Origin of the sequence: Loktanella sp. PT4BL, from assembly GCF_003201935.1 — a bacterium.
Classification (GTDB): Bacteria; Pseudomonadota; Alphaproteobacteria; order Rhodobacterales; family Rhodobacteraceae; genus Yoonia.
Genome location: NZ_QJJL01000005.1, coordinates 52,870 through 73,299, shown reverse-complemented (window position 1 = coordinate 73,299; position 20,430 = coordinate 52,870). Strand labels below are relative to the sequence as shown.

Annotated in this window: 22 protein-coding genes; 3 read left to right on the top strand and 19 right to left on the bottom strand. The window is 59.9% G+C overall.

The genetic code is table 11. From position 1 onward, the window contains the following. Window positions 1-39 precede the first annotated feature (39 nt). The 19 genes from C7964_RS15095 to C7964_RS15005 all read right to left on the bottom strand — a co-directional run bounded on the left by C7964_RS15095 (window position 40) and on the right by C7964_RS15005 (window position 16,393). On the bottom strand, window positions 40-1,155 hold the full coding sequence (locus C7964_RS15095; protein ID WP_110280497.1) for an NADH-quinone oxidoreductase subunit E: 1,116 nt from the start codon (window positions 1,153-1,155) through the stop codon (window positions 40-42). A gap of 96 nt (window positions 1,156-1,251) precedes the next feature. Then, window positions 1,252-1,566 (bottom strand): hypothetical protein, encoded by a 315-nt coding sequence (locus C7964_RS15090; protein WP_110280496.1) that lies wholly within the window; start codon window positions 1,564-1,566, stop codon window positions 1,252-1,254. Between the two features lie 27 nt (window positions 1,567-1,593). Continuing rightward, window positions 1,594-1,791 (bottom strand): hypothetical protein, encoded by a 198-nt coding sequence (locus C7964_RS15085; RefSeq protein WP_076658711.1) that lies wholly within the window; start codon window positions 1,789-1,791, stop codon window positions 1,594-1,596. Further along, window positions 1,788-3,026, bottom strand: coding sequence for an NADH-quinone oxidoreductase subunit D (locus C7964_RS15080; RefSeq protein ID WP_110280495.1), 1,239 nt, complete (start codon window positions 3,024-3,026; stop codon window positions 1,788-1,790). The genes C7964_RS15085 and C7964_RS15080 overlap by 4 nt, the downstream gene beginning before the upstream one ends. A 3-nt stretch (window positions 3,027-3,029) precedes the next feature. Continuing rightward, window positions 3,030-3,920, bottom strand: a complete 891-nt coding sequence (locus tag C7964_RS15075; RefSeq protein WP_110280494.1) for a sulfotransferase — start codon at window positions 3,918-3,920, stop codon at window positions 3,030-3,032. Then, the gene (locus C7964_RS15070; protein WP_055686067.1) at window positions 3,920-4,531 is read right to left on the bottom strand and encodes an NADH-quinone oxidoreductase subunit C; all 612 of its coding nucleotides are present in this window, start codon (window positions 4,529-4,531) and stop codon (window positions 3,920-3,922) included. Before C7964_RS15070 ends, C7964_RS15075 begins: the two co-directional genes overlap by 1 nt. Before the next feature lie 50 nt (window positions 4,532-4,581). Then, window positions 4,582-5,112 (bottom strand): NuoB/complex I 20 kDa subunit family protein, encoded by a 531-nt coding sequence (locus C7964_RS15065; RefSeq protein ID WP_181417207.1) that lies wholly within the window; start codon window positions 5,110-5,112, stop codon window positions 4,582-4,584. Next, on the bottom strand, window positions 5,103-5,468 hold the full coding sequence (locus C7964_RS15060) for an NADH-quinone oxidoreductase subunit A (RefSeq protein ID WP_055686150.1): 366 nt from the start codon (window positions 5,466-5,468) through the stop codon (window positions 5,103-5,105). The genes C7964_RS15065 and C7964_RS15060 overlap by 10 nt, the downstream gene beginning before the upstream one ends. Window positions 5,469-5,589: 121 nt before the next feature. Then, complete coding sequence (locus tag C7964_RS15055) at window positions 5,590-6,531, bottom strand: hypothetical protein (protein WP_110280493.1); 942 nt, start codon at window positions 6,529-6,531, stop codon at window positions 5,590-5,592. 68 nt (window positions 6,532-6,599) lie between these two features. Beyond that, entirely contained in the window at window positions 6,600-7,385 is a 786-nt protein-coding gene (locus C7964_RS15050; protein ID WP_110280492.1) for a crotonase/enoyl-CoA hydratase family protein, read from the bottom strand. Continuing rightward, the gene (locus C7964_RS15045) at window positions 7,382-8,242 is read right to left on the bottom strand and encodes a hydroxymethylglutaryl-CoA lyase (RefSeq protein WP_110280491.1); all 861 of its coding nucleotides are present in this window, start codon (window positions 8,240-8,242) and stop codon (window positions 7,382-7,384) included. The genes C7964_RS15050 and C7964_RS15045 overlap by 4 nt, the downstream gene beginning before the upstream one ends. Beyond that, window positions 8,242-8,886 (bottom strand): glutathione S-transferase family protein, encoded by a 645-nt coding sequence (locus C7964_RS15040; protein ID WP_110280490.1) that lies wholly within the window; start codon window positions 8,884-8,886, stop codon window positions 8,242-8,244. The genes C7964_RS15045 and C7964_RS15040 overlap by 1 nt, the downstream gene beginning before the upstream one ends. After that, on the bottom strand, window positions 8,883-10,793 hold the full coding sequence (locus C7964_RS15035) for an acetyl-CoA carboxylase biotin carboxylase subunit (protein ID WP_110280590.1): 1,911 nt from the start codon (window positions 10,791-10,793) through the stop codon (window positions 8,883-8,885). The genes C7964_RS15040 and C7964_RS15035 overlap by 4 nt, the downstream gene beginning before the upstream one ends. A gap of 5 nt (window positions 10,794-10,798) precedes the next feature. Then, window positions 10,799-12,361 (bottom strand): carboxyl transferase domain-containing protein, encoded by a 1,563-nt coding sequence (locus C7964_RS15030; protein ID WP_110280489.1) that lies wholly within the window; start codon window positions 12,359-12,361, stop codon window positions 10,799-10,801. Next, window positions 12,358-12,651, bottom strand: a complete 294-nt coding sequence (locus C7964_RS15025) for a hypothetical protein (RefSeq protein WP_110280488.1) — start codon at window positions 12,649-12,651, stop codon at window positions 12,358-12,360. Before C7964_RS15025 ends, C7964_RS15030 begins: the two co-directional genes overlap by 4 nt. After that, on the bottom strand, window positions 12,648-13,199 hold the full coding sequence (locus C7964_RS15020) for a hypothetical protein (RefSeq protein ID WP_110280487.1): 552 nt from the start codon (window positions 13,197-13,199) through the stop codon (window positions 12,648-12,650). The genes C7964_RS15025 and C7964_RS15020 overlap by 4 nt, the downstream gene beginning before the upstream one ends. After that, entirely contained in the window at window positions 13,196-14,359 is a 1,164-nt protein-coding gene (locus C7964_RS15015) for an acyl-CoA dehydrogenase family protein (protein WP_110280589.1), read from the bottom strand. Before C7964_RS15015 ends, C7964_RS15020 begins: the two co-directional genes overlap by 4 nt. A gap of 93 nt (window positions 14,360-14,452) precedes the next feature. Continuing rightward, entirely contained in the window at window positions 14,453-15,658 is a 1,206-nt protein-coding gene (locus tag C7964_RS15010) for a DegT/DnrJ/EryC1/StrS family aminotransferase (protein ID WP_110280486.1), read from the bottom strand. A gap of 66 nt (window positions 15,659-15,724) precedes the next feature. Continuing rightward, on the bottom strand, window positions 15,725-16,393 hold the full coding sequence (locus C7964_RS15005; RefSeq protein ID WP_110280485.1) for an HAD-IA family hydrolase: 669 nt from the start codon (window positions 16,391-16,393) through the stop codon (window positions 15,725-15,727). 120 nt (window positions 16,394-16,513) lie between these two features. On the opposite strand from C7964_RS15005, the gene glmU reads away from it, so the two are divergent. From glmU to C7964_RS14990, 3 genes are read left to right on the top strand one after another with little or no spacing between them, the layout of a single operon-like run. Continuing rightward, window positions 16,514-17,857 (top strand): bifunctional UDP-N-acetylglucosamine diphosphorylase/glucosamine-1-phosphate N-acetyltransferase GlmU, encoded by a 1,344-nt coding sequence (gene glmU, locus C7964_RS15000; RefSeq protein ID WP_110280484.1) that lies wholly within the window; start codon window positions 16,514-16,516, stop codon window positions 17,855-17,857. 2 nt (window positions 17,858-17,859) lie between these two features. Beyond that, the gene (gene glmS, locus C7964_RS14995; RefSeq protein WP_110280483.1) at window positions 17,860-19,683 is read left to right on the top strand and encodes a glutamine--fructose-6-phosphate transaminase (isomerizing); all 1,824 of its coding nucleotides are present in this window, start codon (window positions 17,860-17,862) and stop codon (window positions 19,681-19,683) included. Then, window positions 19,683-20,366 carry a DNA alkylation repair protein gene (locus C7964_RS14990; protein WP_110280588.1) on the top strand — a complete coding sequence of 228 codons (684 nt, stop codon included), beginning with the start codon at window positions 19,683-19,685 and terminating at the stop codon, window positions 20,364-20,366. Before glmS ends, C7964_RS14990 begins: the two co-directional genes overlap by 1 nt. Window positions 20,367-20,430 lie beyond the last annotated feature (64 nt).

The window sequence follows — 20,430 nt, the reverse complement described above, 5'->3', positions numbered from 1 at the left end:
CGGCCAATTGCAGGCGTGCGATGCCTAATGGCTATGCGTTTACGCACCCTTGGCGAGATCTGCAGCCTGTGCCATCCAGTTGTCGCGCGCGATGCGGCCCTTGAATTTCAAACGGCTGTCGACCCAGGCGATTTCTGCTTCTGTCCATTTGGCGATCTGGTCAAAGTGCCAGAACCCCAGCTCGTTCAGCACTTGTTCCAGCTTGGGGCCAACACCACTGATCTTTTTGAGATCATCTGCTTTCCCGTCACGCGGGGCGGTGAGCGTTTCAGGCGCGCTGCCCGCATCTTCACCGGCAACATCAGGGTTCGGATTCGACTTGCCGGTCGGTTTCGCCTTGGATTTCGCAACCGCCTGCTGCTTGGTTGTGCCGGTCTCATCGACAGGCTTGTCAGCGGCGGGTTTGGCGGCTTTCGCCTTTGTTTTTGGCGCAGCGACTTTCTTTGCGTCTTTCACCCAAGGCGTCAGCAAAGGTACTTCGGTGCCGTCAATCCGTTTGACCGTATCGCCGATATCCGTCGCCAACTGCACGCTGGCGTTATACTTGGTCTTGCCGCTGTCATAATCTTTCAGCGTGGTCAGCCCTTTGAGGGGCTCTGCCGCAAAGCGCCCGTTCTGGGGCCCCGGTGTCGGCACGCGACCGGCGGCGAGTTCGTCGATGATTTCGCGCAGGCGCTCGGCGGTCAGGTCTTCATAGTAATCCTTGCCGATCTGGACCATCGGCGCATTGGCGCAGGATCCCAGACACTCGACCTCTTCCCACGAGAATTTCCCATCAGCCGACAGCTCGTGCGGCTTGTCCGCGATTTTATCCTGACACACGCCAATCAGATCTTCTGCACCACAGATCATGCAAGACAGCGTGCCGCAGACCTGAATATGCGCCACAGAGCCAACTGGCTGCAGCTGAAACATAAAGTAGAACGACGCGACTTCGAACGCGCGGATGAATGCCATATCCAGCATATTCGCGACATACTCGATGGCAGGGCGTGACAGCCAGCCTTCCTGCTCTTGCGCGCGCCACAGGATCGGTATGATCGCCGAGGCCTGACGGCCTTCGGGGAATTTCTTCATCTGCGCCTCGGCCCATTTCTGGTTCTCGGGCGTGAAGGCGAATGTCTCTGGCTGTTCATGATAAAGGCGGCGTAGCATCAGGTCTTTCCGGTCACATCGTTGCGGTGAAACAGGTTCCACCGGATTTTCATTGTTCCCCTAACATACCGGGCGGTCCGGGCAAGGGATTTGTCTTCAGGCGCAAGCGCCCGTGGTCAGGCGAAAGGCCTGTCCATCAATCGCGCCCTGCCCCTCTGCGCGCAGTTCTGTCATGACACGGGCCAGATCTTCACGCGACAGCACGGCATCGGCCATGATCAGATCGGTGTTGGCGCTGGTCAGGGCACATCCGTTCGCTTCGACACTGCTCACAAAGCGCGCTTTCGCGGATTGTGGCACCGCAGCCGGTGCCGGCTCTTGTTCCGCTGGCGGCAGAGGCAGCGGTATGATGATCGGCACGGCACAGGCTGTAGCACCCAAGAAAGCCGCAAGTGTCAGATAACGCTTCATATCTTTGTTCCTTGAACAGGGCCGGCGCTAGTTTTCAACAGCAGCCGGCGCAACGGCAAACACATCTGTGAGACCATAGACCAGAATAAACACCGACACGGCCAACCCGACCACACCGCCAATAAAAATCCCCGCCATACGCCCGCGGAACATGCGCGAGACGGCAGCCGAGACGAAAAAGCCCAGCGCGACCAGAATGCCGAGGATCAGGTCGCCCAGTGTCATCTGTCGATCTCGCCGAACACGACATCCATTGTCCCGATGATCGCACTGACATCCGCCAACTGGTGGCCCTTGCAGATATAATCCATCGCCTGCAGGTGAAGATAGCCCGGCGCACGCAGCTTGGCGCGATACGGCTGGTTTGTGCTGTCCGCCACCAGATAAACGCCGAATTCGCCTTTGGGGGCTTCGACCGCGGCATAAACCTCGCCTGCGGGTACATGGAACCCTTCGGTATAAAGTTTGAAGTGGTGGATGAGCGCCTCCATCGAGGTCTTCATCTCGCCGCGTGTCGGCGGCGTCATCTTGCCGCGCGCCATCACATCGCCCCTTTCATGGCGCAGCTTTTCGCAGGCCTGACGGATGATGTGCACCGACTGGCGCATCTCTTCCATGCGGCACAGATAGCGGTCGTAGCAATCGCCGTTCTTGCCCACTGGAATCTGGAATTCGAATTCGTCGTAGCATTCATAAGGCTGCGCGCGGCGCAAATCCCATGCAAGGCCGGACCCGCGCACCATGACACCGGAAAAACCCCATTCCTGAATATCTTCTTCCGTAACGATCCCGATATCGGCGTTACGCTGTTTGAAAATCCGGTTCTCGGTCAGCAGGCCGTCGATATCGTCAAGCACCTTTGGGAATGCGACGGCCCAGGTATCAATATCCTCGATCAGCTGATCAGGCAGGTCCTGATGCACACCTCCGGGGCGGAAATAGGCGGCATGCAGACGCGCACCACAGGCGCGCTCGTAAAAGACCATCAGCTTTTCACGCTCTTCAAAGCCCCAGAGTGGCGGGGTCAGCGCGCCGACATCCATAGCCTGCGTCGTGACGTTCAGCAGGTGGTTCAGCACGCGTCCGATCTCGGAGTAAAGCACACGGATCAGCGATGCGCGGCGCGGTACTTCGGTTTTGGTCAGCTTTTCAATCGCCAGACACCAGGCGTGTTCCTGGTTCATTGGTGCCACATAATCCAAGCGGTCGAAATACGGCAGGTTTTGCAGATACGTGCGGCTTTCCATCAGCTTTTCGGTGCCGCGGTGCAGCAGGCCGATATGCGGGTCGCAGCGCTCTACGATTTCACCATCCAGTTCCAGCACCAGACGCAACACGCCGTGTGCGGCAGGGTGTTGCGGGCCGAAGTTGATGTTGAAATTCCTGATCTGCTGCTCGTCCGTCGCCGCATCAGTCGATCCATCATCATAGATATTTGTCCGGATATCACCGTCCATCATGGCTCAAGCCCTCGCTAAATTGTCTTGCCACCGCTGTGGCAGAGGCCCGATATTGCGGGCCACCCATTCATAGTGTTCGTTCAGCATCCCCAAAGCACGGGGGCGCAATTTGTCCAGCATCACCACCTCGGGACCCTCATTGGCGGGACGGGCGACGGTGGGTTCGACCTGTCTGATCCCCAAGAACGCACAGAGCCGCGCCAGACCCTCAGCCGTAAAAAGGTCTTCGGCAAACTGGATCAAAAGCCGCCCCTCTGGGATGACGCGGCGCAGTTTGCGGATGATCTTGGGGTAGTCACCGCGCTCGAGAATATGCTGCTCATGACCGCGATTCAAAATCCGGTAGAGGATATTGTTGGATTTCTTTTCATAGACCTCGTGGTCCTGCCGCTGGCGGCGGGCCTGCATCCGGATATGCGACCACAAGCGATCCAGTGGATCACGGATCAGGTAGAGGAATTTTGTATTGGGCGAAAGGTCACGCATCCGTGCAAGCGCGTCATCCGACAGCGTTGCATAATTGGGCGTGATATCACCAACGACTTGTGCATCACGTCCTTCGGTCAGCCATGCAACATAAGCGCTGTCATCCGTGCGATCACCCTCAAGCGTGGCGATCAGTGCTTTCATCTCATTGATGCGGCGATCCATATTCTCGACCTGCCAGCCACGGCCCTCTGCATCGGCTTGCACCTTGGCAGCGCGCATTTCACGCAGACGGACGCGAAAGGCCACCAACTGTTTTTCACAGCGTTCCGCGTCAAACGTATCCCAATAATGCGCTTCCTTTACCGCAGGCATGGCACAATCGGGGTGATCATGCAGATAGCGGTAAAGCCATGTGGTGCCCGCCTTCGTGGCACCAACGCAAAAAAGAAGGGTTGGCGCGGCCATCAGCCTGCTTTCTCTGCTTTCTTTTCGTCGCCCGGCAGGATGTATTCGGCCCCCTCCCACGGTGACATGAAATCGAACTGGCGGTATTCCTGCACAAGGCTGACAGGTTCATAAACCACGCGCTTTTGCACTTCGTCATAGCGCACTTCGGTGTAACCCGTTGTCGGGAAATCCTTGCGCAACGGATGACCGCGGAAACCGTAATCCGTCAGGATGCGGCGCAGATCGGGGTGACCCGAGAACAGGATGCCGAACATATCGAATACTTCGCGCTCGAACCAGTTGGCCGACGGATGCACCGAAATGATCGAGGGCATCATATCCTCTTCACGGATCTGCACGCGCAGGCGGATCCGGTGGTTCTGATACATGCTGAGGAAATGGTAGATCACGTCAAAGCGCTTGGCACGGCTGGGATAGTCCACTGCCGTAATGTCCACGAGCGAGGAAAACTTGCATGCGCCGTCCGTCTTGAGAAACTCGACAAAGGCCACCAGCGCCGAGGGTGCGACAGTTACTGTCAGTTCGTCATGGGCGACTTCCCAAGACAGCACGCAGTCGCGGCGCTTCATCTCAAGATGGGTGCCAAGTTCTTGCAGGGCTTCAGTCATTTTCTCTTCCTTTCGTCCCGTTTCGCGGACGACGTTTTCACGCGTGCGGCCTAGCGCACGATAGTACCGGTGCGGCGCATTTTGCGCTGCAATTGCAGGATACCATAAAGCAGCGCCTCGGCCGTGGGCGGACAGCCCGGCACGTAGACATCCACAGGCACGATCCGGTCACAGCCGCGCACCACGGAATAGCTGTAGTGATAGTACCCACCGCCATTCGCACAGGACCCCATCGAAATCACATAGCGCGGCTCTGGCATCTGGTCGTAAACCTTGCGCAGCGCAGGTGCCATTTTGTTGGTCAGCGTACCGGCCACGATCATCAGGTCCGACTGGCGCGGGGATGCGCGCGGAGCCGTGCCAAACCGCTCAAGGTCATAGCGCGGCATCGAGGTGTGCATCATTTCCACAGCACAGCAGGCCAGACCGAATGTCATCCAGTGCAACGAACCTGTGCGCGCCCAGTTGATGATGTCCGCGGTTGAGGTCACAAGGAAACCCTTGTCCTGCAACTCCGAGTTAATCAGCTGCGCGCCGTGCTCTTTGTCGGCACCTACAGCGGTTCCAGTCATCACTCCCATTCGAGCGCCCCTTTCTTCCATTCGTAGGCAAAGCCAATCGTCAGCACGCCCAGAAACACCATCATCGACCAGAATGCCGTCATGCTGACATCCTGGAAGGCCACGGCCCATGGGAACAGGAACGCGACTTCGAGGTCAAAGATGATGAAAAGGATGGCGACCAGATAAAAGCGGACATCGAATTTCATCCGCGCATCGTCAAATGCGTTAAAGCCGCATTCATAGGCAGATACTTTTTCGGGGTCAGGGTTGCGCACCGCAACAATGGCCGCAGCAATGATCAGGATCAGGCCCAGCGCAATGGCGAGCCCCAGGAAGATCATGATCGGCAGGTATTCAGAGAGCATTTCCTGCAAGGGGTGTTCCTTTCGGCAGGGCGCGCGTGTCACGCACCGTCTGTTGGCTGCGTTGTGCATACCGTTGCCACAACAAAGGGTCAACCGAGCGGAAGGTCACACCACAGCAATTTGAAAGGATTTATTTCGCGCGATTGGCCACAGGATGGCGCGGCGACAGCAGTGCACCGGCAACGGAAAGCAGTGACACATTATGCGCAAGTCCATTTGCCCGCGTTTCCTGCCCCAGAATGATGTCGGTCATCTCGGTCAGGTTGTCGGCCTGCTGGTCTGTCAGCCAGAAGATGGCATGCATTCCGACAGTGAAATCAGCCGGCATATCAGTCACCTCAACGCGGCAACCATTGCCCATAGGCTGAAATCTCTGCGAGGTCACCGTGACAGAGCGGTTTGGCAACACGATCATGACATCATGGCGCGCCTCGGTGGATGTCAGCACCTTGGCGTCGACTTTCACGATCATCGGCTGATCGGGGTTCTGGGGGTCAGCGGCATGGGGTGCCGCAACAGCCACATCAAAGAACCCGTTATCATCCGCAGGACCCGTCAGGATACGTCCACGGCGGGTTTGCGGCTGCAAGGCACACTGGCGGCGCGCCACAGCGGCGGAACAGGGCAGCACCAGCTTTGTTTTCAGACGGATCTGCCATGCGGGGCCCGCATAGGCCAACAGATTGAACAAAATTTGCAAAAGCGCCATCACCACGCCCATCGCGGCTACAGCAAGACACACCAGAATAACAAGCGCTGCCGACTGGTGCTCTGCGGGGGCCCAGCCTGCGACGATCTTGATCAACGGCATCACGACGATCAGCGCCGTGACGGACCATGACAAAGCGATTGTCTCAAGTGTGACGTTCGGGAAAAGGACGACATGGCCGACAACCAGCATCGCAACCGACAAGGACGCCAGTGTTGCGCGCTCGGGGGTCAAAGCGGCGGGATCAAAGAACGCCACGCCCAGCATCACGAGCACGGGAATCGCGACCGCAAGCGCGATCAAGCGGCGCAAACGCATGACGCGATACATCATCTGTTCGGCTGTGGGCCATTCAAATTGCATGTCACTCTCCTACTCCACAGGTAGAATGCCCTGCGAAATCGGTCAGAAGTGAGACACAATTCTGACGATTATGACGCCGAAGTGACGGTCCAATCCGGTTTTCGCCGCTCAAAAAAGGCAGAAATGCCTTCTTTCGCTGAACGGCCCTCCCATTGGGCGATCAACGCGTCGATGGACCGCGCAATCACCGATTCGTCGATGACAGGGCCCAATGTGCGCGCAAAGGCTTTGGCCGCGGCTACAGCATCAGGCGCACATTGCAGATAAGGGGCCACTTCTGCCTCGATCGCCTCATCCAGCGCAGCTACCGGGACAGCTTTGGCGACAACACCCAGATCAACCGCCTCGGCAGCGTCAAAAAGCCTGCCTGACATGAACACCCGCCGCGCCATTGCCTCACCCATCCGTGCCAGAACATAAGGCCCGATGGTCGCGGGGATCAGCCCCAGCTTGGTTTCCGTCAGCCCGAATTTGGCGTGATCCGCCGCAATCGCGATATCGCAGACACAGGCCATCCCGACACCACCGCCAAAGGCGTTGCCCTGCACCCGACCGATGACCGGTTGTGGCAATGTGTTGATCGCCCCCAGCATCTGCGCCAGCGACTGTGCTCCCGCCCGCTTCTTGGCGGCATCACCCGCCATCTGGTCCTGCATCCAGCCCAGATCACCACCTGCGCAGAAAGATGCACCCTGCCCTGTCAAAACCACAACGCGGATCGCAGGATCCGTCGCAATCTTGGCGGCCACAGCCGTCAGATCATCAATCAGCGCCTGCGACAGCGCATTGTGCTTTTCAGGCCGCGCAAGGGCCAGAGTCGCGACACCGCGCGCATCGACATCCAGCTCTATCATCGCATCCCCTTTGCCATTGCCGCCGCCTGCGCAATCACATCCGCATCCACGCCGGTCGCGTACCCCAGCCGCTCTAAAAGCGCCAAGACCGCCTCCGTCGCCACATTCCCCGGTGCGCCGGGCGCATAAGGACAGCCACCCAAACCACCCACAGCGGTATCAAAGGCACGCAGCCCCAGATCAAGCGACGCCCCGATATTGGCCAAGGCCAGCCCGACTGTGTCATGGAAATGCCCCGCAAGAGCAGCGGCGGGTGCCACGTCCAGCACCGCCTTCAGCATCGCGGCAACACGTTCCGGTGTCCCTTTGCCGATCGTATCCCCTAAAGACACCTGCATCGGCGCAAGATCACGCAGCATTTCAACCGCTCGGGCCACAGCATCCGGCGCCGTTGCCCCATCAAAAGGGCAGTCGGTGACGCAAGAGACATAGCCCCGCACCGTCACACCTGCGTCTTCTGCCGCCTGCACAACAGGGCGTAGCCGCGCGACGGACTCCGCAATGCTGCAATTCAGATTGCTCTGTGAAAAACCCTCCGAGGCGGAAATGAACACCGCGATATCCGTCGTCATATCCGTACGCCTTGCGGCCAGAAACCCCTCCCAGCCGCGCATATTGGGCACCAGAACCGCATAGCGCACACCCGCCCGTGGCGTCAGACCCGCCAGCACCTGATCCGAATTCGCCATTTGCGGCACCCACTTGGGGCTGACGAAACTGCCAACCTCGATATCGCGCAGACCCGACTGGCTGAGCAGATCAATCAGCGCCACTTTATCCGCGACCGCGATCACCCCGGGCTCGTTCTGCAAGCCGTCGCGCGGGCCGACCTCGTGGATACGGACATGCTCCGGCATCACCCCTCCCATGGCGCATAGAACGCCTTGGCATAAAGGGCGGGAGCATCCGGCAGGGCCTTTTGAAACGCAGGACGCGCCTCAAGACGGGCATACCACGTGGCCAAGGCGGGCAAGTCATCCAGATGAACGAAATGCCTGGCCATATAGACCGCCTGCCCCACGCCGATATCAGCCGCAGAAAAGCCGGATAGCAGATAGTCCCCTGTCAGCGCCAGCTCCACGGTGCCCAAGGTTTTCAAAAGGCGCTTGGCCTCCAACTGCATGATGACAGGCGACCGCATGCTGTCATCGTAAAGCGCGATATGTTGCTGGGTCAGGGCGGCAGTATGCTGCGAGATCGTCTCGGCGAAATGGATCCAGTTCAACCACTGTGCGCGCTCGGCGTGACTTGGGTCGCGACCCAAGCCCGCCTGCGGGAAACGCTCGCAAAGATATTCGGCAATCGCCCCGCTTTCTGTGAGGATAACATCATCCATTTCCAGGGTCGGGACACGACCTGTGGGGTTGAGTGAACGGTAAGGTTCCTGCCGGAGTGTCTTGTCGAACGGATAGGTGACGAGATCAAAATCCAGCCCCAACTCATGCAACAGCCACAGGCTGCGCATCGAACGGGTTTGCGGGCAATGGTGCAGCCGGATCATACCGCGTCCTCCAGCCGGACCATCAATGCGCCCGCCGTGACCTGATCGCCCGTGGCCACGCGCACCTCTGCGACGACGCCGCAGCGCGGGGCACGCAGCACATGCTCCATCTTCATCGCTTCAAGCACCACCATACGGTCCCCCTCTTGCACGGTGTCACCTGCCCGCACGGCCACATCCCGCACCAGACCGGGCATCGGTGCCAGCACCGCATCACCGCCCAGTGCCGCCCCACTGCGCGCCAGCGGATCAACCACGTCAAAACTGATGCTTTGCTGCCCGAAAACCGTCACGCGCCCTTGGTGCAAAACCGCTGGGACACCCCAATGCCCTGCGCGGCGCTGCAACGACACGACTTGTCCGTCAATGTCCACGCGGCACTGATCCGCGCTTTGCACGTGCAGCACCGCCACGGTATCCGCATCCCCCTGCCGCAGCAGGATCTGCCGCTGCAAAGGCTCCCACAGGGTGAACCCTGTGAAAGGATCATCCGCCAACCGTGCCACCGTCACCGCCGCAATCGCGATGTTGCGCGCGGTCGGGACAACCGCCGCACCAAGCGTTTCACCATGCCGCGCAATCAGCCCTGTATCGACATCACCCGCCACAAAGTCCGGCACACGTGCCAAGCGGCGCAGAAAATCCAGATTGGTTACTGTCCCGGCAACTTCTGTGCCATCCAGCGCCGCCGACAAGGACCGCAAAGCCCCCGCCCGATCCGGGCCATGTACTGTCACCTTCGCGATCATGGGGTCGTACCAAGGAGAAATCTCGTCCCCCTGCGCCACGCCGCTATCAATGCGCGCAGCAGCCGGAAACACCAGATGATCAATAACGCCTGTCGCGGGCAAGAACCCCGCAGGCACATCTTCGGCATAAAGCCGCGCTTCGAAAGCGTGGCCTGTGATCGCAAGGTCCTCTTGCTTGGCTGGCAAGGGCTCACCTGCCGCAACCCGCAATTGCCATTCCACCAGATCAACGCCCGTAATCGCCTCGGTCACCGGATGCTCGACCTGCAAACGCGTGTTCATCTCCATGAACCAGAACCCGTCGGTGCGCAGCCCGTCACTGCCATCCACGATAAACTCGATGGTGCCGGCACCAGCATAGCCGATAGCCTTGGCCGCCTTGACCGCTGCCGCCCCCATGGCAGCGCGCACTGCATCGGTCATCCCCGGCGCGGGTGCTTCTTCGATCACTTTCTGGTGGCGGCGTTGCAATGAACAATCGCGTTCGAAAAGATGCACCGCGTCTTTGCCATCCCCGAAAACCTGTACCTCGATATGGCGCGGTGCCGTGACATATTTCTCGATCAGAACGGCAGGGTTACCAAAGGCCGTGCGCGCCTCGGCCTGCGCAGAGGCAAGGTTCTCGGCAAAATCCGCCGCCCGTTCGACAAGGCGCATGCCCTTGCCGCCGCCACCAGCAACAGCCTTGATCAGCACGGGATAGCCGATCTGGTCGGCCTCACCTGCCAGAAAATCGGGGTTCTGGTTTTCACCGTGATAGCCCGGCACCACCGGCACGCCCGCGTCATGCATCAACGCCTTGGCGGCATCCTTGAGCCCCATCGCGCGGATCGCCTCTGCCGAGGGCCCGATGAACGTCAGGCCAGCCGCCGTGACCTGTTCAACAAAGTCCGGATTCTCCGACAAAAACCCATAGCCCGGATGGATCGCCTGCGCACCTGAATCAAGGGCCGCCTGAATGATCAGATCACCGCGCAGATAGCTGTCAGCGACAGGGGCAGGCCCCAGCCGCACCGCCTCATCCGCCATGCCCACATGCAAGGCCTGCGCATCCGCATCGGAATAGACCGCCACCGTGCGGACGCCCATGGCGCGGGCCGTCCGGATGATCCGGCAGGCAATCTCGCCACGGTTGGCAATCAGGATCTTGTCAAACATCGCCATCACATCCGGAACACGCCAAAGCGTGTCTCCTCGATCGGTGCGTTCATGGATGCCGCCAGCGACAGCGCCAGCACTTCGCGGCTCTTGCGCGGGTCTATGATGCCGTCATCCCAGAGCCGCGCACTTGCATAAAGCGGGTGCGATTGTTCGGCGAACATATCAATGGTCGGTTTCTTGAAGGCGGCTTCTTCCTCGGCAGACCATTCCCCGCCGCCGCGCTCGATCGCGTCACGTTTGACGGTGGCCAGCACGCCTGCGGCCTGTTCGCCACCCATCACCGAAATCCGTGACGTTGGCCAGGACCACATGAAATGCGGACTGTAAGCCCTTCCCGACATGCCATAATTCCCTGCACCAAACGATCCGCCGACAACCATTGTGATCTTCGGTACCTTTGTGGTCGCCACGGCTGTCACCATCTTGGCCCCGTGCCGCGCGATCCCTTCGTTCTCATATTTCTGCCCGACCATAAAGCCGGTGATATTCTGCAAAAACACCAGCGGGATCTTGCGCTGGCTGCAGAGTTCCACGAAATGTGCGCCCTTCTGCGCGCTTTCGGAAAACAGAACACCATTGTTGGCGATGATCCCGCAGGGCCAGCCGTCGATATGGGCAAAGCCGCAGACCAGTGTTTCGCCGAAACGCGCCTTGAATTCGTCAAAGCGTGATCCATCGACAATGCGTGAAATGACTTCGCGGATATCATAAGGCGTGCGCAGATCAGCAGGCACCACGTCAAAGAGCGTATCAGGATCAATTGCGGGAGGTTCGGGCGGTAGCCTTATGGTGTTTATCGACTTTTCCAGATTACAAGATGCCACCGCCTGTCGTGCCAGCGCCAAGGCATGGGCGTCATCCTCGGCCAGATAATCGGCCACACCGGACAGGCGCGTGTGCACATCACCGCCACCCAAATCCTCTGCCGACACAACCTCGCCTGTCGCGGCTTTCACCAAAGGCGGACCTGCCAGAAAGATCGTGCCCTGGTCGCGGACGATGATCGACACATCGGCCATGGCGGGCACATAGGCGCCGCCCGCGGTGCAAGACCCCATGACAACGGCGATCTGCGGGATACCTTTGGCGGACATCTGCGCCTGATTATAGAAAATCCGGCCGAAATGGTCGCGGTCGGGAAAGACCTCGTCCTGATTGGGCAGGTTCGCGCCGCCACTATCCACCAGATAAACACAGGGCAGATGACAGGCCTCGGCGATTTCCTGTGCGCGCAGGTGTTTCTTGACGGTCATCGGATAATAGGTGCCGCCCTTCACTGTGGCGTCGTTGCAGACCACCATCACCTCATGGCCGTTCACACGGCCCACGCCCGCGATCACACCCGCACAGGGTGCTGCCCCGTCATAAAGCCCATGTGCTGCCGTGGCGCCCACCTCGAGAAACGGACTACCCGGGTCCAGCAACCCCGCGACGCGGTCACGCGGCAGCATTTTACCGCGGCTCAGATGGCGGGCACGGGATTTTTCGCCACCGCCAAGCGCCGCGATCCTTGCGGCCTCTGCCACATCCGCCAAGGCAGCCTCGTGTAACTTGCGATCACTCATGCCCCGAGCCCCTGTGGTGCCGGCAGGCTCTCACCGCGCGGGCCGACATAGAACGTTGTTGTCAGGCCAAAGGGATGCACGCAGTTGATTACCATGCGAATGGCCGGATCGGGATGTGTCGTGGCTGCGCAGTCGGTCGGGCTTGCCCCGGTGGGTGCGGCGGCCAGATAGGTCGCGGCATAGCGGTTGATGATCTCGGTTTCACTGGGCACCTGACCATATTGCAGGCCAAGATATGCTGCCAGAGCGACAAGTGCCGCCAGCGGAAGAAAGAAATAAGCGCGCCTCATCCGTCGGTTTTCCCGCAAAACTGTGCAAAGGCACCGTCCCTCGCCGCCGCGCAAGCCTGCCTGACCGTGAATTCCAGCTCCAAGGCAATCAGCGCGGTTTCACGCATTTCACAAGCCGCTTTATCCGCCTCGGCGGTGGTTGTTTCGGTCTGGCCCACCCGCAGCGCGCATTCCAGCACCACATTGGCCGTTGCCGCACCCGGATTTGCGACTGAGGCGCGCAGATCGTCATTGTCACCCTCGGCACGGTCTGCGACCCACGCCTGCAAACCGCCGTAATTCATGGCGATCCGCCAATCCCAATAGGCTTTCTCCCCAGCCGCACAGGCCACTGGATCTGCGGTGCAGGCCCGCGCTGAGTAGCCAATACAGGCGCGCGCAGCACGGGTCACAAGACCGCCGGGGCCTTTGGTGACCTGATCATTGATGCAGGCATCGGTTTCGGTTGCGGCAAAGGTCATGCCGTCCAGCTCGACGACAGGTGGCGCGCCAAAAGTTTGCGCAAAACCGGCCACAGGCATCAAAAGGAACAGCGCAAGCCATTTCATGTCATTGCCGCCATCAGTTCGCGGCCCACCAGCATCCGGCGGATTTCCGATGTCCCTGCCCCGATCTCCATCAGCTTTGCATCACGGAAAAGCCGCGCCACAGGGGCATCGGCCAAAAAGCCCGCGCCGCCCATCGCCTGCACGGCCTGATGGGCCTGTTTCATCGCCTCTTCGCTGGCATAAAGACAGCAGGCCGCCGCGTCCTGCCGCGTGACCGTGCCCCGGTCACAGGCGCGCGCTACCTCGTAGACATAGGCGCGGGCCGAATTCATCGCCGTATACATATCGGCGATCTTGCCTTGCATCAGTTGGAAATTGCCAATCGGTTCGCCAAACTGTTTGCGGGTGCTCAGGTACGGCATGACCTCATCCAGACAGGCGGCCATAATCCCAAGCCCGATGCCCGCCAGCACAACCCGTTCGTAATCGAGGCCCGACATCAGAACGCGCACGCCGCGGCCCTCTTCGCCCAACACGTTCTCGAACGGGACGGCGACATCATCAAAGATGAGTTCGGCCGTGTTCGACCCCCGCATCCCCAGCTTGTCGAAATGGGGCGAGGTGGAAAACCCTGTCATCTCTTTCTCGATCAGAAAGGCCGTGATCCCTTTGGACCCCGCAGCGGGATCTGTTTTGGCGTAGACCACCAGCGTATCGGCGTCAGGGCCGTTGGTGATCCAGTATTTGTTGCCGTTCAGGCGGTAGTGATCGTTCCGCTTTTCCGCACGGAGCGTCATTGAGACCACATCAGACCCCGCCCCCGCCTCGGACATGGCAAGCCCGCCGACATGCTCACCCGAAATCAGACGCGGCAGATATTTGGCCTTTTGTGCCTCGGTGCCGTTCAGTTTGATCTGGTTTACACACAGGTTGGAATGCGCCCCGTAAGACAGGCTGACAGAGGCACTGGCGCGGGCAATTTCCTCGATCGCGACCGTATGCGCGAGATAGGACATGCCTGCCCCGCCATAGGCTTCATCCACCGTGACACCCAGCAACCCCAGTGCGCCCATTTCGGGCCAAAGTGCCGGGGGGAAGGCGTTGGATTGGTCAATCTCGCCCGCCATGGGTTTCACGCGGGTTTGCGCCCAGTCATGGACCATATCGCGCAGGGCATTCACATCCTCGCCCAGATCAAAGGTCATTGAGGCATGAAACATCGGTTGCTCCAGATTAATTGAACGCTTGTTCATTAATAGGACGCAGCACACCGCCCTGTCGAGTCATTTTTGATCGACGCGGCCCCTTGTCCGCTATTCAGCAGCAACCTGACCTTGATAGACCGCTGAAACCTCGGCGCGGATAATCCGTGCGATCAGCGCGCAATCCTCAAGACTGAACGTCAGCGGCAGGCGCATATCGACGACGCCCGCCAGCACACGATCCGACGCGGGCATGGGCGCGGACGGCGCATAGCGCCAGCTGTCATAGCGCGAGGTAAAGCCTTTCGGCTCTGCTCCGCCGAACCATTTCAGTTCGACCCCGCGCGCCGCACAGCGCGCCAGCACAGCCTCGACCGCGGCAGGTGCCCAATCGAGCAGCAGAAACTGGAACGAAGAGGCCACGAACTGTTCTTTTTCAGGACGCACAATCAGGCGCAGACCCGGTGTTTCGGCCAGTCCTTTTTCCAGAACGCGGTAGCGTGCGTTCCAGCGCGCCGCTTGTGCAGCCAGATTGCGCAGTTGCGGGCGCAGGATCGCCGCGCGCAGATTGTCCATCCGCCCCGAAATGTTCGGCGTTTCATATTTGATCTTGGCAAATGTCGCGACTGGCGGCGCGGCACGGTGTTTTTCAAACAGCATATAGCTGCCTGAGAGCATGATCGCGCGGGCCATGTCCTCGGGCCCGTCACAAATCAGAAACCCGCCTTCGCCGGAATTGATGTGTTTGTAAGTTTGCGTTGAATAGCAGCCAAACCGCCCCCAACGCCCCGAAGGCACGCCGTTCCAAGCGGCCCCCATGGTATGGGCGCAATCCTCTATCACATCGACACCGGCGGCTTCACAGAGCGCCATCAGCCGCTCCATATCGCAGATATGGCCGCGCATATGACTGAGCAGCAAGACCTTGGCCTGATCCAGCTTTCCCTCCAGATCATCCAGATCAATGACAAGATCCTCGGTCACGCCGACAAAGACCGGCACACCGCCCACGGCCGCAATCGCACCCGGCACTGGGGCCAGCGTGAAGGCATTGGTCAGCACCTTGTCGCCATGCTGCACGCCGCAGGCGCGCAAAGCCGTTGTCATTGCATACCCGCCCGAAGCCACCGCAAGGCAGTATTTCGCGCCTACTGTCGCAGCGAATTCCTCTTCCAGCAGGGCCGTTTCCGCAATCTCGTCGCCGCTGGTGTTGTAGCGGTGCAAGCGGCCTGATTGCATCACGGCATTGGCCGCAGCGATCCCTTCGGCGGGGATCGGTTCCTGCTGGGTGAAACTGCCTTTAAAAATCTCGGTCATGGGGTCACTCTGATGCGGTTTACGCCTGCATCAAAGCATCACTTGTCCCCCGCGCATAGGGCCAATTCACCCGATCAGCCGGGCCACCACTGCGTCCAGTTCATCGTAGTGATCAATCGTGGCCTCGGGATCAAGGGCCAGCACATCATCGCGCCCGGGGCCAAAGGTGACCAGCACCGACGGCACGCCGGCATTGCGCGATGTGTCGCGATCGGTCGCCGTATCCCCCACCAGAAGCGAGCGCGCAGGATCACCCCCTGCACGGCGCACAGCCTCGAAATGATGTGCTGGGTCGGGTTTGCGCACCGGCAGCGTATCGGCCCCGATCAGCGAGCCGAATGCATCACGGACCCCGAGGCTGCGCATCAGGGTTTCGGCCAGCCCTTCAGGTTTGTTCGTGGCAATCCCCACGGCATAATCGGCAGACAGCAGACGTTCGACAGCCTCCATGGCACCGGGATAAAGCACGGTGTGGGTATCAATCGCCTGCGCATAGGCGGCCAGCAACACGGGATATTGTGCATCAACCTCGGCCTGCCCGAACCCTTCAACGCGCGAAAAGCCCAGCGTCAGCATCGCCCGCCCACCGCGCAGTGCTGTGGCGGCATCGGTCGCATGATCCAGCAGATCGCCCAAACCCAGCCCGCGAAAGCAGCTATTGGCAGCGGCAATCAGATCGCCGCTGGTATCTGCCAGCGTGCCGTCAAGATCAAAGATTACAGTGCGTTTTGTCATCAGCTTTCCCTTTGTTGCCATTCACTCTGTAACGCCCTGTAAACTGATGTGAACCCCCTTCCCCTTGTGATACTGAAAAAGGGCAGTAGAAGGCAGGGAACAACAAGGTTCGAGGCAGCAATGGCAACCGCATTGATCATCTTAGCCGCAGGCATGGGCACGCGTATGAATTCCGACCTGCCCAAGGTCCTGCATGAAATCGCAGGCGCGCCGATGCTGGTGCACGCCATGAAAGCCGGTGCCGCGCTGGACCCCGCACGCACCGTCATCGTCGCAGGCCACGGGGCAGATATGGTCGAGAAAGCAGCCAAGGCCTATGACGCTGACGTGACCATCGCAATCCAGTCCGAACAGCTGGGCACTGCCCATGCCGTCGCACAGGCCCGCGACGCTCTGGCAGGTTTCGATGGCGATGCTTTGGTGCTTTATGGCGATACACCGTTCATCCGCCCCGAAACACTCGCCGCCATGACCGCGGCTCGCCTGACCCACGACGTTGTAGTGCTCGGGTTTGAGGCCGCTGATCCGGGGCGCTACGGGCGGCTGATCATGCGGGGCGATCAGTTGGACCGGATTGTCGAATTCAAGGATGCATCGGATCAGGAACGCGCCGTAACACTCTGCAATAGCGGCGTTATTACGGCTGACAGTGCGACACTTCTTGATCTGGTTGCCGCGGTTGGCAATGAGAACGCCGCCGGCGAATACTACCTCACCGATATCATCGGCATTGCCCGCGCGCGGGGGCTTTCCGCTACCGTGGTCCGTTGCGATGAGGCCGAAACGCTTGGCGTGAATTCCCGCGCCGAACTGAGCCGCGCCGAGGCGCTCTTCCAGCAAGACGCGCGATATCAGGCCCAAGAGGACGGCGTCACCCTGACCGCCCCCGAAACCGTTTTCTTCGCCCATGACACCGTCATCGGCCGCGATACGGTGATTGAACCCAATGTCGTCTTTGGCCCCGGTGTGACGGTCGAATCGGGGGCTATGATCCGGGCCTTCAGCCATCTTGAGGGCTGCCATGTCGCGCGCGGCGGGGTGATCGGCCCCTATGCGCGGCTGCGCCCCGGCGCGGAACTGGCCGAGGACGTCAAGATTGGCAATTTCGTTGAGATCAAGAACGCGCAGATTGCCGAGGGTGCGAAGGTCAATCACCTGTCCTATATCGGCGATGCCACAATCGGCGCGCGTAGCAATATCGGCGCGGGCACGATCACCTGCAATTATGACGGCGTGTTCAAACACCACACGACAATCGGGCAGGATACATTCATCGGCTCCAACACAATGCTGGTGGCCCCTGTCAGCGTCGGCGATGCAGCCATGACCGGCAGCGGATCAGTGGTGACCAAGGACGTGCCAGCCGGTGCTTTGGCCGTGGGCCGCGCGCGGCAGGAAAACAAAGCGGGCTTTGCCATACGCCTGTTCGAAAAACTCAAAGCACGCAAAGCAAAAGGGTCTTAACCATGTGTGGTATCATTGGCGTATTGGGCGATCACGAAGCCGCCCCCCTTTTGGTCGAGGCGCTGAAACGGCTGGAATATCGCGGCTATGACAGCGCGGGTATTGCCACGATCAACGATGGCGCACTGGACCGGCGGCGTGCGGTGGGCAAGCTGGTAAATCTCTCGGACCTGCTGGTGCATGAACCGCTGGCGGGCAAATCCGGGATCGGACACACCCGCTGGGCCACCCATGGCGTGCCCAACGTCGTGAATGCTCACCCCCACCGCGCCGGTGGCGTGGCCGTTGTGCACAACGGGATCATTGAAAACTTCCGCGAATTGCGCGCCTTTTTGGCCGAACAGGGCGTCGGTTTTGCCACCGACACGGACACGGAAACAGTTGCCTTGCTGGCAGATCACTTCCGCAACCAAGGGCTGTCGCCCCGCGATGCGGCGGAACAGACGATTGCACGGCTTGAAGGGGCCTATGCGCTTTGCTTCCTCTTTGATGGCGAAGACGATCTTCTGATCGCGGCGCGCAAAGGCTCCCCCCTCGCAATTGGTTATGGCACGGGCGAGATGTTCGTGGGCTCTGATGCGATTGCCCTGGCCCCGATGACCGACCGGATCAGCTATCTCGAAGAAGGCGACTGGGCGGTGATCACGCGCAACACGGTCGAAATCCGCGACGCGAACGGCACTATCGCCAATCGCGCGATCAAGACGATCCAGATTGACAGTGCCATGGTCGACAAGGCCGGTTTCAAGCACTTCATGGCCAAGGAAATCGCGGAACAGCCTGTCGTGTTGCAAGGTGCGCTGTCGCATTACATCAACGCCGAAGCCACCGCCGTCACCATGCCCGACCCCGAGATCGACTTTGCGCAGGTCGAACGGATGACGATGGTGGCCTGTGGCACCGCCTTTTATGCCTGCCTCGTTGCAAAATACTGGTTTGAACAGATCGCAGGCATCCCTGTCGAGGTCGATGTCGCCTCTGAATTCCGCTACCGCGAACCGCCTGTAACCAAGGGCACGGTTGCACTTTTCATCAGCCAGTCGGGCGAGACCGCCGATACGCTGGCAGCACTGCGTTACATGCAGGGCAAAGCGGACAAGATTATGTCGGTCGTCAACGTCCCCGAAAGCTCGATCGCGCGCGAGAGCGATATGCCATTGCCCATTCTGGCGGGAACCGAAATCGGCGTGGCCTCGACCAAGGCGTTTACCTGCCAGCTGACGACGCTGGCCATCCTCGCCCTGCGCGCCGCACAGATGCGCGGCAGGATCAATGATGCGGAACTGGCCGAAAAGCTGGCCGCCTTGCGCAGCCTGCCCGGGCTTTTGAGCCTCGCACTCGGGATCGAGGACAAGACCAAGTCGATTTCGCGCAAGCTGGCCGAGGCGCGCGATATCCTGTTTCTGGGGCGTGGCGCGATGTATCCCCTCGCACTGGAAGGCGCGCTTAAACTAAAAGAAATCAGCTATATACATGCCGAAGCTTATGCGTCTGGCGAACTCAAACACGGCCCCATCGCCCTTGTCGACAAACACGTCCCGATCATCGTGATGGCCCCGCGCGACAGTCTCTTTGAAAAGACCGTGTCGAACATGCAAGAGGTCATGGCACGCGGTGGCAAGGTGCTCTTGATCACCGATCAAAAAGGCGCTGCCGAGGCAAGTACCGGTGTCTGGGAGACAATCATCATGCCCGAAGTCGATCCGTTTCTTGCGCCAATCCTCTATGCCGTCCCTGCGCAACTCTTGGCCTATCACACAGCCGTCGCCAAAGGCACCGATGTGGACCAACCCCGCAATCTTGCCAAATCGGTGACAGTGGAATGATCACACCCAAAACTGCGATCGCCCAACTGCGCGCCCTCGGCGATGCGGCAAAGGCCGCCGATATGCACCGCTATCACAAAGTGGACCGCCCCTATCTGGGCATCGCCAATCCGGTGATTGACGAACAGGTCAAGAGCTGGCGCGCCGGACTCGCGCTTGAAGAACGCCTCGCACTGGCCAGGGGCCTGTGGAAAGGCAACACCCATGAAGGGCGCATTGCGGCGGCGAAACTGCTGACACAAGCACGGATCAGACCGGATGATGCGGGCGCCTGGGCCTTGATTGTGTCATGGGTGCCGGAGTTTGACGCTTGGGCTGTCGCGGATCACGCCTGCATTGCAGGCCAAAAACGGCTGGTCGCAGACCCGTCCCGTCTGGATGAGGTCGCCACATGGACCACCTCTGACCACATGTGGACGCGCCGCGCGGCCCTTGTGATGACCTTGCCGTGGACCAAGCAGAACCACCCCAAACCGGCCGATCTCGCGATCCGCGAGCGGGTGTTGGGTTGGGCTGCAGGCTATGTGACAGACCACGACTGGTTCATCCAGAAAGCGATTGCTTGGTGGTTACGCGAATTGTCCAAACATGATCCTGCGCGCGTAGGCGCCTTTCTGGATGCGCATCAGGCGGATATGAAACCTTTTGCGGTGAAAGAGGCCGGTCGCAAACTGCCACAATAGGCATTCCTGCCGCCTGATTTTCCATGTCCAATCAAACTTCCGCCGGAGGCATCCTGCCTGATGC

What these genes read in the sequence shown, in the direction of transcription:
- C7964_RS15095 (WP_110280497.1), bottom strand. Translation starts at nt 1,155, where the DNA reads ATGCTACGCCGCCTTTATCATGAACAGCCAGAGACATTCGCCTTCACG.
- C7964_RS15080 (WP_110280495.1), bottom strand. Translation starts at nt 3,026, where the DNA reads ATGATGGACGGTGATATCCGGACAAATATCTATGATGATGGATCGACT.
- C7964_RS15085 (WP_076658711.1), bottom strand. Translation starts at nt 1,791, where the DNA reads ATGACACTGGGCGACCTGATCCTCGGCATTCTGGTCGCGCTGGGCTTT.
- C7964_RS15035 (WP_110280590.1), bottom strand. Translation starts at nt 10,793, where the DNA reads ATGTTTGACAAGATCCTGATTGCCAACCGTGGCGAGATTGCCTGCCGG.
- C7964_RS15050 (WP_110280492.1), bottom strand. Translation starts at nt 7,385, where the DNA reads ATGATAGAGCTGGATGTCGATGCGCGCGGTGTCGCGACTCTGGCCCTT.
- C7964_RS15070 (WP_055686067.1), bottom strand. Translation starts at nt 4,531, where the DNA reads ATGACTGAAGCCCTGCAAGAACTTGGCACCCATCTTGAGATGAAGCGC.
- C7964_RS15015 (WP_110280589.1), bottom strand. Translation starts at nt 14,359, where the DNA reads ATGTTTCATGCCTCAATGACCTTTGATCTGGGCGAGGATGTGAATGCC.
- C7964_RS15040 (WP_110280490.1), bottom strand. Translation starts at nt 8,886, where the DNA reads ATGATCCGGCTGCACCATTGCCCGCAAACCCGTTCGATGCGCAGCCTG.
- C7964_RS15065 (WP_181417207.1), bottom strand. Translation starts at nt 5,112, where the DNA reads ATGGGAGTGATGACTGGAACCGCTGTAGGTGCCGACAAAGAGCACGGC.
- C7964_RS15020 (WP_110280487.1), bottom strand. Translation starts at nt 13,199, where the DNA reads ATGAAATGGCTTGCGCTGTTCCTTTTGATGCCTGTGGCCGGTTTTGCG.
- C7964_RS15075 (WP_110280494.1), bottom strand. Translation starts at nt 3,920, where the DNA reads ATGGCCGCGCCAACCCTTCTTTTTTGCGTTGGTGCCACGAAGGCGGGC.
- glmS (WP_110280483.1), top strand. Translation starts at nt 17,860, where the DNA reads ATGTGTGGTATCATTGGCGTATTGGGCGATCACGAAGCCGCCCCCCTT.
- C7964_RS15030 (WP_110280489.1), bottom strand. Translation starts at nt 12,361, where the DNA reads ATGAGTGATCGCAAGTTACACGAGGCTGCCTTGGCGGATGTGGCAGAG.
- C7964_RS15010 (WP_110280486.1), bottom strand. Translation starts at nt 15,658, where the DNA reads ATGACCGAGATTTTTAAAGGCAGTTTCACCCAGCAGGAACCGATCCCC.
- C7964_RS15045 (WP_110280491.1), bottom strand. Translation starts at nt 8,242, where the DNA reads ATGCCGGAGCATGTCCGTATCCACGAGGTCGGCCCGCGCGACGGCTTG.
- C7964_RS15055 (WP_110280493.1), bottom strand. Translation starts at nt 6,531, where the DNA reads ATGCAATTTGAATGGCCCACAGCCGAACAGATGATGTATCGCGTCATG.
- glmU (WP_110280484.1), top strand. Translation starts at nt 16,514, where the DNA reads ATGGCAACCGCATTGATCATCTTAGCCGCAGGCATGGGCACGCGTATG.
- C7964_RS15090 (WP_110280496.1), bottom strand. Translation starts at nt 1,566, where the DNA reads ATGAAGCGTTATCTGACACTTGCGGCTTTCTTGGGTGCTACAGCCTGT.
- C7964_RS15025 (WP_110280488.1), bottom strand. Translation starts at nt 12,651, where the DNA reads ATGAGGCGCGCTTATTTCTTTCTTCCGCTGGCGGCACTTGTCGCTCTG.
- C7964_RS15005 (WP_110280485.1), bottom strand. Translation starts at nt 16,393, where the DNA reads ATGACAAAACGCACTGTAATCTTTGATCTTGACGGCACGCTGGCAGAT.